The following is a 13,515-nucleotide window of genomic DNA, read 5'->3' as shown; positions in this document are numbered from 1 at the left end:
TAAAGGATAAATAATGAGTAGCGTAGATATTCTTGTTCCCGACCTGCCTGAATCCGTTGCTGACGCAACCGTCGCCACCTGGCACAAAAAGCCGGGCGACGCGGTGAAACGCGATGAAGTGCTGGTAGAAATCGAAACTGACAAAGTGGTACTGGAAGTACCGGCGTCGGCTGACGGCGTGCTGGATGCGGTACTGGAAGACGAAGGCAGCACCGTGACCTCTCGCCAGATCCTGGGCCGTCTGAAAGAGGGCAACAGCGCGGGTAAAGAGAGCAGCGCTAAACCGGAAGCGAACGAGTCTACCCCGGCGCAGCGCCAGCAGGCGTCTCTGGAAGAACAAAATAACGACGCGCTGAGCCCGGCGATTCGCCGTCTGCTCGCGGAGCATAACCTCGACGCGGCGGCCATCAAAGGCACCGGCGTTGGCGGCCGTCTGACCCGCGAAGACGTGGAAAAACATCTGGCGAAAGCGAACGGCAGCGATACGGCGAAAGCGCCGGAACAGGCTGGCGCGACAGCCGCGCCGCAGCTCGGCTCCCGCAGTGAAAAACGCGTGCCGATGACCCGTCTGCGTAAGCGCGTCGCCGAGCGTCTGCTGGAGGCGAAGAACTCCACCGCGATGCTGACCACGTTCAACGAAGTGAACATGAAGCCGATTATGGATCTGCGTAAGCAGTACGGCGACGCCTTCGAAAAACGTCACGGCATCCGTCTGGGCTTTATGTCTTTCTACGTGAAAGCGGTTGTGGAAGCGCTGAAACGCTTCCCGGAAGTAAACGCGTCTATCGATGGCGACGACGTGGTGTATCACAACTACTTCGACGTCAGCATGGCCGTCTCCACGCCGCGCGGTCTGGTCACGCCGGTACTGCGTGACGTTGACGTGCTGGGCATGGCCGACATTGAGAAGAAAATTAAAGAGCTGGCGGTGAAAGGCCGCGACGGCAAACTGACCGTGGAAGATCTGACCGGCGGTAACTTTACCATTACCAACGGCGGCGTTTTCGGCTCGCTGATGTCCACGCCTATCATCAACCCGCCGCAAAGCGCGATCCTGGGCATGCACGCCATTAAAGACCGCCCGATGGCGGTGGATGGCAAGGTTGAGATCCTGCCAATGATGTACCTGGCGCTCTCCTACGATCACCGCCTGATCGATGGCCGTGAATCGGTAGGTTTCCTGGTGACCATTAAAGAGTTGCTGGAAGATCCGACTCGTCTGCTGCTGGACGTGTAGTCTCAGAAGGGCGGCTCGTCCGCCCTCAGGTAGTGTTTATGGTCGCGTCGTGAGGCGCGGCAATTTCGAACTCCGAGCGTGAATGCGCTTTTTCTTGATGGACTGAAGAGATGAACTTACACGAATATCAGGCGAAACAGCTGTTTGCCAGATCAGGCTTACCGACGCCAGTGGGTTATGCCTGCTCAACCCCGCGTGAAGCAGAAGAAGCCGCCTCTAAAATCGGCTCCGGCCCGTGGGTGGTGAAATGCCAGGTTCACGCGGGCGGCCGCGGTAAAGCGGGCGGTGTAAAAGTCGTTAAGAGCAAAGAAGAGATTCGCGCCTTTGCCGAGCACTGGCTGGGCAAACGCCTGGTGACCTATCAAACTGACGCCAACGGCCAGCCGGTTAACCAGATCCTGGTGGAAGCTGCGACCGATATCGCAAAAGAACTCTACCTCGGCGCAGTGGTTGACCGTGGCACCCGTCGCGTGGTGTTTATGGCCTCCACCGAGGGCGGCGTGGAAATTGAAAAAGTGGCGGAAGAAACCCCGCATCTGATCCACAAAGTCTCTATCGATCCGCTGACCGGCCCGATGCCGTATCAGGGACGCGAGCTGGCCTTTAAACTGGGCCTCGAAGGGAAACTGATCCAGCAGTTCACCAAAGTGTTCATGGGTCTCGCGAACATTTTCCTGGAGCGCGACCTGGCGCTTATCGAGATCAACCCGCTGGTTATCACCTCTCAGGGCGATCTGATCTGTCTCGACGGCAAACTGGGCGCTGACGGCAACGCGCTGTTCCGCCAGCCGGATCTGCGTGAAATGCGCGACCAGTCTCAGGAAGATCCGCGCGAAGCACAGGCGGCGCAGTGGGAACTCAACTACGTGGCGCTGGATGGCAACATTGGTTGCATGGTGAACGGCGCGGGCCTCGCGATGGGCACCATGGACATCGTGAAGCTGCACGGCGGCGAGCCGGCGAACTTCCTGGACGTTGGCGGCGGCGCGACCAAAGAGCGCGTAACCGAAGCGTTCAAAATCATTCTGTCTGACGACAAAGTGAAAGCCGTTCTGGTTAACATCTTCGGCGGCATCGTGCGCTGCGACCTGATTGCCGACGGCATCATCGGCGCGGTGGCGGAAGTCGGCGTGAACGTGCCGGTTGTGGTGCGTCTGGAAGGCAACAATGCCGAGCTGGGCGCGAAGAAACTGGCCGACAGCGGCCTGAATATTATTGCAGCGAAAAGTCTGACGGATGCAGCTCAGCAGGTAGTTGCTGCTGTGGAGGGGAAATAATGTCCATTCTGATCGATAAAAACACCAAAGTTATCTGCCAGGGCTTTACCGGCAGCCAGGGGACATTCCACTCCGAACAGGCTATTGCTTACGGTACGCAGATGGTCGGCGGCGTTACGCCGGGCAAAGGCGGCACCACGCATCTGGGCCTGCCGGTGTTCAACACCGTGCGTGAAGCGGTAGAAGCGACCGGTGCGACCGCGTCTGTTATCTACGTCCCGGCGCCGTTCTGCAAAGACTCCATTCTGGAAGCCATCGACGCGGGCATTAAGCTCATCATCACCATTACTGAAGGCATTCCAACGCTGGATATGCTGACCGTAAAAGTGAAGCTGGATGAAGCGGGCGTGCGCATGATCGGCCCGAACTGCCCGGGCGTTATCACCCCAGGCGAGTGCAAAATCGGCATCATGCCGGGCCATATTCATCAGCCAGGCCGTGTGGGGATCGTCTCCCGCTCCGGCACCCTGACCTATGAAGCGGTTAAGCAGACCACCGATTACGGCTTCGGCCAGTCCACCTGCGTGGGCATCGGCGGCGACCCGATCCCGGGCTCTAACTTCATCGACATCCTGAAGCTGTTCCAGGAAGATCCGCAGACCGAAGCGATCGTGATGATCGGCGAGATCGGCGGTAGCGCGGAAGAAGAAGCGGCGGCGTACATTAAAGATCACGTCACCAAACCGGTGGTAGGCTACATCGCGGGCGTCACCGCGCCGAAAGGCAAGCGTATGGGCCACGCGGGCGCGATTATCGCGGGCGGCAAAGGCACTGCGGATGAAAAATTCGCAGCGCTGGAAGCCGCAGGCGTTAAAACCGTTCGCAGCCTGGCGGACATCGGCGACGCGCTGAAAACCATTCTGAAGTAAACGTCTCGCCTCGTGGATGCGAGGTAAACACATCCAATAATAAGATTCGACATGGTTGGCTACCCGCAAGGGTAGCCTTTTTTATTGCCTGCGGCGGCGTCTGAGCGGCTATGTATGGTTTCCGCTCGCCTTAAGCAAGAAAATCGCGCGCATAACGCTGCGGGCATGCGCTCTGACGGCGCGACGCCTGTGCAACAGTGAGGCGCGGTTTCACAACCTACGTCGTTACCAGATACGGCTGAATGAAGCCTCCCTGAAAAGGCGCTGGCCCACCCAGGGCTTCTTTTTAACAACGCTTGTCGCCGGATCTACGGATATGCAACCCGGGCAACGCATTTATTATTATATGTGCGTAATAAGTTTTAAAACTGCAATTAATTAGTAAATGAATTGTGAAATAAAAAGGCGTTTTTTGATCTAAGGAATTTTTATTTTTCGCCGATATTAACAAGGAAGTGTGATTAATATCTCGAATCGATCGTGGTGAAAATAACGGGGAGTTATTGTTCGTATTGCTTTGGTAACCCGACAGGCAATAAAAAAACACTTATCGTTAACATTATTTTCACTTAACCCATCCGGGGTGAAACATAATTAACAATGGGTATAAAAACTGATTTGAATCAAACTTTTTCTGTTGAAAAAAAGCGTGAGAAAGCGCTAAATTGCGGTCGATCAATCTGGTCTCGAAGCGGCAATTTAGGTATAAATTGATCGCCATCGAAAAACGCAAATAACGGTATGTGCAAATCTGTTTATTATCCCTGAATTGCAGCGTAAAATATTTGCCGAATCAATTTGGATTTCTTTTAACTTATTTGTAACCTTTCGCCTTTACTTTTTCACAAATACACGCAGTGATATAAGCGACGGCTAACGGAAGCAAATGTCATTGGTATTGGGGCATGCGTTGTGGCGCTTTTAAAAAACGCCACGCTCGAAGTCTTCATGCGAGGAGCAAGGAGTCAAGATGTTAGATATAGTCGAACTGTCGCGCTTACAGTTTGCCTTGACCGCGATGTACCACTTCCTTTTTGTGCCGCTGACGCTCGGTATGGCGTTCCTGCTGGCCATTATGGAAACGGTCTACGTCCTCTCTGGTAAACAAATCTATAAAGATATGACCAAGTTCTGGGGCAAGTTGTTTGGTATCAACTTCGCACTGGGCGTGGCGACCGGCTTGACCATGGAGTTCCAGTTCGGGACTAACTGGTCTTATTATTCCCACTATGTAGGCGATATCTTCGGTGCCCCGCTGGCCATCGAAGGCCTGATGGCGTTCTTCCTGGAATCGACCTTTGTCGGCCTGTTCTTCTTTGGTTGGGATCGTCTTAGCAAAGTACAGCATATGGCCGTGACCTGGCTGGTGGCGCTCGGCTCTAACCTCTCCGCATTGTGGATCCTCGTGGCGAACGGCTGGATGCAAAACCCGATCGCGTCCGATTTCAACTTCGAAACCATGCGCATGGAGATGGTGAGCTTCTCCGAGCTGGTGCTGAACCCGGTAGCGCAGGTGAAATTCGTTCACACCGTGGCGGCAGGCTACTGCACCGGCGCGATGTTCATTCTGGGCATCAGCGCGTGGTACATGCTTAAAGGCCGCGATTTCGCCTTCGCCAAACGCTCTTTCGCTATCGCGGCGAGCTTCGGCATGGCGGCGGTGCTTTCCGTTATCGTGCTGGGTGATGAATCTGGTTACGAAATGGGCGACGTACAGAAAACCAAACTGGCCGCGATTGAAGCCGAGTGGGAAACCCAGCCGGCGCCTGCCGCGTTTACGCTATTCGGTATCCCGGATCAAGAGACGCAGGAAAACCGCTTCGCTATCCAGATCCCTTACGCACTCGGCATTATTGCGACCCGTTCTGTGGATACCCCGGTCATCGGTCTGAAAGATCTGCTGGTGCAGCATGAAGCGCGCATCCGTAACGGGATGAAAGCGTATGCGCTGCTTGAGCAGCTGCGTTCCGGCTCAACCGATCAGGCGGTACGCGATGAATTTAACAGCGTGAAGAAAGATCTCGGTTACGGCCTGCTGCTCAAACGCTATACCGATAACGTCGCTGATGCGACCGAAGCGCAGATCCAGAAAGCGACGCAGGATTCTATCCCGAGCGTGGCACCGCTGTACTTCTCGTTCCGCATCATGGTGCTGTGCGGCATTCTGATGCTGCTGATTATCGGCGCGTCGTTCTGGTCAGTAATTCGCAACCGCATCGGCGATAAAAAATGGCTGCTGCGCGCGGCGTTCTACGGTATTCCGCTGCCGTGGATTGCGGTGGAATCGGGCTGGTTTGTGGCGGAGTACGGCCGTCAGCCGTGGGCTATCGGTGAAGTACTGCCGACCGCGGTAGCGCACTCTAACTTGTCTGCGGGCGACATCCTCTTCTCTATGGTGCTGATCTGCGGCCTGTACACGCTCTTCCTGGTAGCGGAACTGTTCCTGATGTTCAAATTCGCCCGCCTGGGGCCGAGCAGCCTGAAAACCGGTCGCTATCACTTCGAGCAGTCCACCGTGGCTTCTCAGCCGGCACGCTAAGCGAGGAGATGTAAAATGATCGATTATGAAGTACTGCGTTTAGTCTGGTGGCTGCTGGTTGGCATTTTGCTGATAGGTTTTGCTGTCACCGATGGCTTTGATATGGGGGTCGGCATGCTGACCCGCATCCTGGGGCGTACCGACACCGAGCGCCGCGTGATGATTAACTCCATCGCGCCGCACTGGGACGGCAACCAGGTATGGCTTATCACCGCGGGCGGCGCGCTGTTCGCGGCCTGGCCGCTGGTCTATGCCGCAGCGTTCTCCGGCTTCTACGTGGCGATGATTCTGGTGTTGGCGTCGCTGTTCTTCCGTCCGGTGGGTTTTGACTATCGCTCCAAGATTGAAGATATGCGCTGGCGCAACATGTGGGACTGGGGCGTTTTCGCGGGCAGCTTCGTGCCGCCGCTGGTGATCGGCGTGGCGTTCGGCAACCTGCTGCAGGGCGTGCCGTTCCACTTCGATAAATACCAGGGCATGTTCTACACCGGCAACTTCTTCCAGCTGCTGAACCCGTTTGGTCTGCTGGCAGGCGTGGTAAGCGTAGCGATGATCCTGACCCAGGGCGCGACCTACCTGCAAATGCGTACTACTGGCGAGCTGCACCTGCGTTCCCGTACCACCGCGCAGATTTCCGCGCTGGTGATGATGGTCTGCTTCGTGCTGGCAGGCGTATGGGTCATGTATGGCATCGACGGCTATGTGGTGACCTCCGCCATCGATCCGCGTGCGGCATCTAACCCGATGAATAAAGAAGTGGTTCGTCAGGCGGGCGCCTGGTTTGCTAACTTTAATAACATGCCGGCGCTGTGGGCGATTCCTGCCCTGGGCGTGGTGCTGCCGCTGCTGACGGTACTGGCGTCGCGTCTGGAGAAAGGCGCCTGGGCGTTTGTGTTCTCTTCACTGACGCTGGCATGCGTTATTCTGACTGCCGGTATTGCGATGTTCCCGTTCATCATGCCGTCCAGCACCATGCTGAACGCCAGCCTGACGATGTGGGATGCGACGTCCAGCCAGCTGACGCTGACCGTCATGACCTATGTCGCGGCGGTGTTTGTGCCGATTATTTTGCTCTACACCACCTGGTGCTACTGGAAAATGTTTGGCCGTATCACCAAAGAACATATCGAAAGCAACACGCATTCTCTGTACTGATAAGGAGCTTACTATGTGGTATTTCGCCTGGATTCTCGGAACGCTTCTTGCCTGTGCTTTCGGGATCATTACCGCGCTGGCGCTGGAGCACGTTGAAGCGACCAAAGCCGGTAACGTCGAGTCGTGATGAAACGCATCATTACCGCGCTTTACGCGCTCATGGATAAGAGCCCGCTACGGGCTCTTTCTTTAATCATGGCGCTAGTGCTGGCGGGCTGCATGTTCTGGGACCCGTCGCGCTTTGCGGCGAAGACCAGCGGCCTTGAGATCTGGCAGGGGCTGTTCCTGATGTGGGCCGTCTGCGCCGGGGTTATCCACGGTGTGGGTTTTCGCCCTCGCGCGGTACACTGGCAGGGCATCTTCTGTCCGCTGATTGCGGATCTGGTGATGCTGGCCGGGCTGCTATTTTTCTTTGCCTGAACAAGGTTTCACCGGCTTTTCTGTGGGCTTTTCGGAGCCCATAAATATTTACTCTCCGTTTACTTCTTCCCATTCCAAACCCACATTCACTTGCGTATAGTAGCAGCGTTTATTTGCATTACCGGGATGTAGAGTGAGCACAACGCTGTTTCGATGGCCGGTTCGTGTCTATTACGAAGACACCGACGCCGGTGGTGTGGTTTATCACGCCAGTTACGTCGCCTTTTATGAAAGAGCACGCACAGAGATGCTGCGCCACCACCACTTTAATCAGCAGGATTTACTGGCGGAGCGAGTAGCCTTTGTGGTTCGCAAGATGTCGCTTGAGTATCTTGCGCCTGCCCGACTCGACGATATGCTCGAAGTCCAGACCGAAATTACAACGCTGCGTGGCACCTCTATGGTGTTCAGGCAACGGATTGTTAACGCGGAAAACCAGCTTCTCAACGAAGCCGAGGTGCTGATTGTCTGCGTTGATCCACTCTTAATGAAGCCTCGTGCGCTTCCCAAGTCTATTGTCGCGGAGTTCAAGCAGTGACTGACATGAATATCCTTGATTTGTTCCTGAAGGCAAGTCTTCTGGTTAAACTTATCATGTTGATTTTGATTGGTTTTTCAATCGCGTCCTGGGCCATTATCATTCAGCGAACGCGCATTCTTAATGCCGCTTCGCGTGAAGCCGAAGCCTTCGAAGATAAATTCTGGTCGGGCATTGAGCTTTCTCGCCTGTATCAGGAGAGCCAGGGCCGTCGTGAAAACCTCTCCGGCTCCGAGCAGATCTTCTATGCCGGTTTTAAAGAGTTCGCCCGTTTGCATCGCGCCAACAGCCATGCGCCGGAAGCGATCGTCGAAGGGGCGTCGCGCGCGATGCGCATTTCGATGAATCGCGAACTCGAAACCCTTGAAAACCATATTCCTTTCCTCGGCACCGTCGGCTCTATCAGCCCGTATATCGGTCTTTTCGGCACCGTGTGGGGGATCATGCATGCCTTTATCGCGCTCGGCGCGGTGAAACAGGCCACATTGCAGATGGTCGCGCCGGGTATCGCCGAAGCGTTGATCGCGACCGCGATCGGTCTGTTCGCGGCGATCCCGGCGGTTATGGCTTATAACCGCCTGAACCAGCGTGTGAACAAGCTGGAGCTGAATTACGACAACTTTATGGAAGAGTTCACGGCTATCCTGCATCGTCAGGCTTTCAGCACCAGCACCAGCGAAAGCAACAAGGGGTAAGTCATGGCCAGAACACGTGGACGTGGTCGTCGTGATCTGAAATCTGAAATCAACATCGTTCCGCTGCTGGACGTGCTGCTGGTGCTGTTGCTGATTTTTATGGCGACGGCGCCCATCATCACCCAGAGCGTGGAAGTGGATTTGCCGGACGCCACGGATTCCCAAACCGTCAGCAGCAACGACAACCCGCCGGTGATAATTGAAGTCTCTGGCGTGGGCCAGTACAGCGTGGTGGTTGAGAAAGACCGCATGGACCAGTTGCCTTCTGAGCAGGTGGTGGCTGAGGCGCAGCGTCGCCTGCAGGAAAACCCGAAAACGGTCTTTTTAATCGGTGGCGCCAAAGACGTTCCTTACGACGAGATAATCAAAGCGCTGAACCTGTTGCATCAGGCAGGCGTGAAATCTGTCGGCTTAATGACGCAGCCTATCTGATCCACCCGCCTGACAGGGCTACAAGTTTTGGAAACCGAGAGTGGCAAAGGCAACCGAACAAAACGATAAGCTGAAACGCGCGATTATCATTTCAGTAGTGCTGCACCTGTTGCTGATTGCGCTGCTGATCTGGAGCTCGTTCGACGAGCATATCAATGAAGACGCTGCGGGCGGCGGCGGCGGTTCTGCTATTGACGCCGTGATGGTCGATCCCGGCGCGGTAGTGCAGCAATATAATCGTCAGCAGCAGCAACAGGCTAGCGCCAAACAAGCCGCCGAGCAGCGTGAAAAACAGGCGCAGCAGCAGGCGGAAGAACTGCGCGAGAAACAGGCCGCCGAACAGGAACGCCTGAAAAAGCTTGAGCAGGAGCGTCTGGAAGCACAGGAGAAAGCGCAGCAGCAGGCCGAACAGCAGAAACAGGCTGAAGAAGCGGCGAAGCGCGCTCAGGAACAACAAAAACAGGCTGAAGAGGCGGCAGCCAAAGCGGCGGCGGATGCTAAAGCGAAAGCCGATGCGCAGGCGAAAGCGGCGGAAGAAGCCGCGAAGAAAGCCGCTGCGGACGCGCAGAAAAAAGCGCAGGAAGAGGCAGCGAAAGCGGCCGCTGCGGCGAAGAAAGCGCAGGAAGAAGCGGAGAAGAAAGCTGCTGCTGACGCTGCGAAGAAAGCCCAGCAGGACGCCGAGAAAAAGGCAGCCGCTGAGGCAGCGAAGAAAGCCGCAGCTGAAAAAGCTGCCGCTGAAAAAGCGGCGGCTGCGGAAAAAGCGGCAGCCGAGAAGAAAGCGGCCGCTGCAAAAGCCGCGGCTGAGAAAGCGGCAGCCGAGAAGGCCGCCGCCGATAAGAAAGCCGCTGCCGAAAAAGCGGCAGCCAAAAAGGCGGCCGCCGCGAAAGCGGCTGCTGAGAAGGCTGCTGCCGCGGAAGGTGTCGACGATCTGCTTGGCGATCTCAGTTCAGGTAAGAATGCGCCGAAAACCGGCGGTGGGGCAAAAGGCAGTAATGCAGCACCGGCGGGTAGCGGTAATAGTAAGAACAACGGTGCCAGCGGCGCTGAAATCAACGGCTATGCCTCGCAGATAAAGGCTGCCATTGAGAGCAAGTTCTACGATGCGTCGTCGTATTCAGGTAAAACCTGTACGCTGCGTATTAAACTGGCACCGGACGGCTTACTGCTGGATATCCAGTCGGAAGGCGGCGATCCTGCGCTTTGCCAGGCAGCTATTTCCGCCGCCCGACAGGCTAAGATTCCTAAACCGCCAAGCCAGGCTGTTTATGAAGTCTTTAAAAACGCGCCATTGCTTTTCAAACCGCAGTGATTTCCGGTAACAAAACCGGGCTTCACTGTCCGGTTTAAGCCGGCGTGCAATGTGGTTGTCTATCTTTGAGTTTGTTAACATTCTGCTAAATTATCGCGGGCTTTGAGTCCAGATAAGGGAGATATGATGAAGCAGGCATTACGTTTAGCATTTAGTTTTCTGATGCTGTGGGCAGCCGTGCTGCACGCAGAAGTACGCATCGAGATAACCCAGGGGGTTGACTCGGCGCGTCCGATTGGTGTGGTGCCGTTCCAGTGGGCCGGGCCGGGTGCCGCGCCTGAAGATATCGGCGGCATTGTGGCGGCGGATCTGCGCAACAGCGGTAAATTCAACCCGCTCGATCGCTCACGTATGCCGCAGCAGCCCGCTTCCGCGCAGGAAGTGCAGCCAGCGGCATGGTCTGCGCTCGGTATTGACGCCGTGGTGGTAGGGCAGGTGACGCCGAACGGCGACGGCAGCTATACCGTGGCATACCAGCTGGTGGATACCGGCGGCGCGCCGGGCACTGTGCTGGCGCAAAACTCTTACAAAGTGAATAAGCAGTGGCTGCGTTACGCGGGCCATACGGCAAGCGACGAAGTGTTTGAGAAGCTGACCGGCATCAAAGGCGCGTTCCGCACCCGTATCGCTTATGTGGTACAGACCAATGGTGGTCAGTTCCCGTATGAGCTGCGCGTTTCTGACTACGACGGTTACAATCAGTTTGTGGTTCACCGCTCGCCGCAGCCGCTGATGTCTCCGGCCTGGTCGCCAGATGGCAGCAAACTCGCTTACGTCACGTTTGAAAGCGGTCGTTCTGCGCTGGTTATCCAGACGCTCTCTAACGGCGCTGTGCGTCAGGTTGCTTCCTTCCCGCGTCACAATGGCGCGCCGGCATTCTCGCCGGACGGTAGCAAACTGGCCTTCGCACTCTCCAAAACAGGCAGCCTGAACCTGTACGTGATGGATATCGGCTCCGGCCAGATCCGTCAGGTGACTGACGGTCGCAGCAACAACACCGAACCGACCTGGTATCCGGACAGCCAGACGCTGGCCTATACCTCTGACCAGGCGGGGCGTCCGCAGGTGTATAAAGTCAACGTCAACGGCGGCGCGCCGCAGCGCGTAACCTGGGAAGGGTCTCAGAACCAGGACGCTGACGTGAGCTCTGATGGTAAATTTATGGTGATGGTGAGCTCCAATGGCGGCGCTCAGAATATCGCTAAACTGGATCTGGTAACGGGTGGCGTACAGACGCTGTCGTCAACGTTCCTGGATGAAACGCCAAGTCTGGCACCTAACGGCACTATGGTTATCTACAGCTCTTCTCAGGGGATGGGATCCGTGCTGAACCTGGTTTCTACAGATGGGCGTTTCAAAGCGCGTCTTCCGGCAACTGATGGACAGGTGAAATCGCCTGCCTGGTCGCCGTATCTGTAATAATAATTAATTGATTACTAAAGGAATCAAAGAAATGCAACTGAACAAAGTGCTGAAAGGGCTGATGATCGCTCTGCCTGTTATGGCAATCGCGGCGTGTTCTTCTAACAAGAACGCCAGCAATGACCAGAGCGGCGAAGGCATGCTGGGTGCCGGCACTGGTATGAACGGCAACGGCGGCAACATGTCTTCTGAAGAGCAGGCGCGTCTGCAGATGCAGCAGCTGCAGCAGAACAACATCGTTTACTTCGATCTGGACAAGTACGACATCCGTTCTGACTTCGCTGCGATGCTGGACGCTCACGCTAACTTCCTGCGTAGCAACCCGTCTTACAAAGTGACCGTTGAAGGTCACGCGGATGAGCGCGGCACGCCGGAGTACAACATCTCCCTGGGTGAGCGTCGTGCTAACGCCGTTAAGATGTACCTGCAGGGTAAAGGCGTTTCTGCTGACCAGATCTCCATCGTTTCTTACGGTAAAGAAAAACCTGCAGTACTGGGCCACGACGAAGCGGCATATGCCAAAAACCGTCGCGCCGTACTGGTTTACTAAGAGAATTGCATGATCAGTAACTTCAGACATCACCTGTTGAGTCTGTCGTTACTGGTTGGCGTAGCGGCCCCCTGGGCCGCTAATGCCCAGGCGCCAATCAGTGATGTCGGCTCAGGCTCGGTCGAAGACCGTGTCGTTCAACTCGAGCGTATTTCTAACGCTCATAGTCAGCTTTTAACCCAACTTCAGCAGCAGCTCTCCGATAACCAGTCCGATATTGATACCCTGCGAGGTCAGATTCAGGAGAATCAGTATCAGCTTAACCAGATTGTTGAACGTCAAAAGCAGATCCTTCTGCAGATGGACAGTCTGAGTAATGGCAATAGCGGAGCGGCAGCGGCGCAGGATGGCTCGCAGGCGCAAACCGGCGCGGCAACCGCCGCTCCGGACTCAGGCGCTTCCGCACCTGCTGCCAGCGCGCCGGCGCAAAGTGGGGATGCCAATACCGATTACAACGCAGCTATCGCGCTGGTGCAGGATAAATCCCGTCAGGATGAAGCCATCACTGCGTTTACTAATTTTATTAAGCAATACCCGGATTCTACTTACCAGCCGAACGCCCATTACTGGCTCGGGCAACTGAATTACAACAAAGGTAAGAAAGATGACGCGGCGTATTACTTTGCCTCGGTGGTAAAGAACTATCCCAAATCACCGAAAGCGGCAGATGCGATGTTTAAGGTGGGCGTAATCATGCAGGATAAAGGCGACACCGCGAAAGCGAAGGCCGTTTATCAGCAGGTTATCTCCAAATACCCCGGCACCGACGGCGCAAAGCAGGCGCAAAAACGCCTGAACGCGATGTAATGCATGTGGCTTGACCAGATGCCGTATTATTTCTGGTCTGGCCGCATGAAACATAAGCAGTTAAGTGATCTGCCTCGAAATTTTTGTTGCGTCAGAATCTTAAATCAGTAATATATGCCGCCGTTGCCACGGGATACGAAACAAACCCGCGGTGGCAAAAAAGTGGGTCGTTAGCTCAGTTGGTAGAGCAGTTGACTTTTAATCAATTGGTCGCAGGTTCGAATCCTGCACGACCCACCACTCGCTCAGGTGGTTTAAATGAGCG

General features: G+C 55.6%; 14 protein-coding genes and 1 tRNA gene. All 15 read left to right on the top strand.

Features of this window, described 5'->3' with window-relative positions:
• Positions 1-13: 13 nt before the first annotated feature.
• On the top strand, positions 14-1,237 hold the full coding sequence (odhB, locus tag BJP61_RS15265; protein WP_038864079.1) for a 2-oxoglutarate dehydrogenase complex dihydrolipoyllysine-residue succinyltransferase: 1,224 nt from the start codon (positions 14-16) through the stop codon (positions 1,235-1,237).
• A gap of 110 nt (positions 1,238-1,347) precedes the next feature.
• Positions 1,348-2,514 carry an ADP-forming succinate--CoA ligase subunit beta gene (gene sucC, locus BJP61_RS15260; RefSeq protein WP_007720002.1) on the top strand — a complete coding sequence of 389 codons (1,167 nt, stop codon included), beginning with the start codon at positions 1,348-1,350 and terminating at the stop codon, positions 2,512-2,514.
• Positions 2,514-3,383 carry a succinate--CoA ligase subunit alpha gene (gene sucD, locus BJP61_RS15255; RefSeq protein WP_004385340.1) on the top strand — a complete coding sequence of 290 codons (870 nt, stop codon included), beginning with the start codon at positions 2,514-2,516 and terminating at the stop codon, positions 3,381-3,383. The genes sucC and sucD overlap by 1 nt, the downstream gene beginning before the upstream one ends.
• A gap of 970 nt (positions 3,384-4,353) precedes the next feature.
• Positions 4,354-5,922, top strand: coding sequence for a cytochrome ubiquinol oxidase subunit I (cydA, locus tag BJP61_RS15250; protein WP_038864078.1), 1,569 nt, complete (start codon positions 4,354-4,356; stop codon positions 5,920-5,922).
• Positions 5,923-5,937: 15 nt separating this feature from the next.
• Complete coding sequence (cydB, locus tag BJP61_RS15245; RefSeq protein ID WP_007848415.1) at positions 5,938-7,077, top strand: cytochrome d ubiquinol oxidase subunit II; 1,140 nt, start codon at positions 5,938-5,940, stop codon at positions 7,075-7,077.
• Positions 7,078-7,090: 13 nt separating this feature from the next.
• On the top strand, positions 7,091-7,204 hold the full coding sequence (cydX, locus tag BJP61_RS15240; protein WP_071603716.1) for a cytochrome bd-I oxidase subunit CydX: 114 nt from the start codon (positions 7,091-7,093) through the stop codon (positions 7,202-7,204).
• Complete coding sequence (gene ybgE / locus BJP61_RS15235) at positions 7,204-7,497, top strand: cyd operon protein YbgE (RefSeq protein ID WP_161581860.1); 294 nt, start codon at positions 7,204-7,206, stop codon at positions 7,495-7,497. Before cydX ends, ybgE begins: the two co-directional genes overlap by 1 nt.
• Positions 7,498-7,630: 133 nt before the next feature.
• Positions 7,631-8,035, top strand: a complete 405-nt coding sequence (ybgC, locus tag BJP61_RS15230; RefSeq protein ID WP_038864074.1) for a tol-pal system-associated acyl-CoA thioesterase — start codon at positions 7,631-7,633, stop codon at positions 8,033-8,035.
• Positions 8,032-8,730 (top strand): Tol-Pal system protein TolQ, encoded by a 699-nt coding sequence (tolQ, locus tag BJP61_RS15225; protein WP_007756414.1) that lies wholly within the window; start codon positions 8,032-8,034, stop codon positions 8,728-8,730. Before ybgC ends, tolQ begins: the two co-directional genes overlap by 4 nt.
• Positions 8,731-8,733: 3 nt before the next feature.
• Complete coding sequence (gene tolR / locus BJP61_RS15220) at positions 8,734-9,162, top strand: colicin uptake protein TolR (protein WP_038864070.1); 429 nt, start codon at positions 8,734-8,736, stop codon at positions 9,160-9,162.
• 40 nt (positions 9,163-9,202) lie between these two features.
• Entirely contained in the window at positions 9,203-10,471 is a 1,269-nt protein-coding gene (gene tolA, locus BJP61_RS15215) for a cell envelope integrity protein TolA (protein ID WP_038864069.1), read from the top strand.
• A 126-nt stretch (positions 10,472-10,597) separates the two neighbouring features.
• Positions 10,598-11,890, top strand: coding sequence for a Tol-Pal system beta propeller repeat protein TolB (tolB, locus tag BJP61_RS15210; RefSeq protein WP_171999347.1), 1,293 nt, complete (start codon positions 10,598-10,600; stop codon positions 11,888-11,890).
• 34 nt (positions 11,891-11,924) lie between these two features.
• The gene (pal, locus tag BJP61_RS15205) at positions 11,925-12,443 is read left to right on the top strand and encodes a peptidoglycan-associated lipoprotein Pal (RefSeq protein WP_004386751.1); all 519 of its coding nucleotides are present in this window, start codon (positions 11,925-11,927) and stop codon (positions 12,441-12,443) included.
• 9 nt (positions 12,444-12,452) lie between these two features.
• The gene (gene cpoB, locus BJP61_RS15200; protein WP_161581858.1) at positions 12,453-13,250 is read left to right on the top strand and encodes a cell division protein CpoB; all 798 of its coding nucleotides are present in this window, start codon (positions 12,453-12,455) and stop codon (positions 13,248-13,250) included.
• 164 nt (positions 13,251-13,414) lie between these two features.
• A tRNA-Lys gene (locus BJP61_RS15195) sits at positions 13,415-13,490 on the top strand.
• Positions 13,491-13,515: the final 25 nt, after the last annotated feature.

The sequence above is a fragment of the Cronobacter sp. JZ38 genome, assembly GCF_008932145.1.
In the GTDB taxonomy this organism is placed as follows: Bacteria; Pseudomonadota; Gammaproteobacteria; order Enterobacterales; family Enterobacteriaceae; genus Cronobacter; species Cronobacter muytjensii.
Note: the sequence above shows the minus strand (reverse complement) of the source record. Positions and strands in the feature narration are given on the sequence as shown.

Excerpts from the sequence above, each read along its gene's own strand:
- sucD (WP_004385340.1), top strand. The coding sequence starts at position 2,514 with ATGTCCATTCTGATCGATAAAAACACCAAAGTTATCTGCCAGGGCTTT.
- cydA (WP_038864078.1), top strand. The coding sequence starts at position 4,354 with ATGTTAGATATAGTCGAACTGTCGCGCTTACAGTTTGCCTTGACCGCG.
- odhB (WP_038864079.1), top strand. The coding sequence starts at position 14 with ATGAGTAGCGTAGATATTCTTGTTCCCGACCTGCCTGAATCCGTTGCT.
- sucC (WP_007720002.1), top strand. The coding sequence starts at position 1,348 with ATGAACTTACACGAATATCAGGCGAAACAGCTGTTTGCCAGATCAGGC.
- cydB (WP_007848415.1), top strand. The coding sequence starts at position 5,938 with ATGATCGATTATGAAGTACTGCGTTTAGTCTGGTGGCTGCTGGTTGGC.
- cydX (WP_071603716.1), top strand. The coding sequence starts at position 7,091 with ATGTGGTATTTCGCCTGGATTCTCGGAACGCTTCTTGCCTGTGCTTTC.
- pal (WP_004386751.1), top strand. The coding sequence starts at position 11,925 with ATGCAACTGAACAAAGTGCTGAAAGGGCTGATGATCGCTCTGCCTGTT.
- tolB (WP_171999347.1), top strand. The coding sequence starts at position 10,598 with ATGAAGCAGGCATTACGTTTAGCATTTAGTTTTCTGATGCTGTGGGCA.
- ybgE (WP_161581860.1), top strand. The coding sequence starts at position 7,204 with ATGAAACGCATCATTACCGCGCTTTACGCGCTCATGGATAAGAGCCCG.
- cpoB (WP_161581858.1), top strand. The coding sequence starts at position 12,453 with ATGATCAGTAACTTCAGACATCACCTGTTGAGTCTGTCGTTACTGGTT.
- tolR (WP_038864070.1), top strand. The coding sequence starts at position 8,734 with ATGGCCAGAACACGTGGACGTGGTCGTCGTGATCTGAAATCTGAAATC.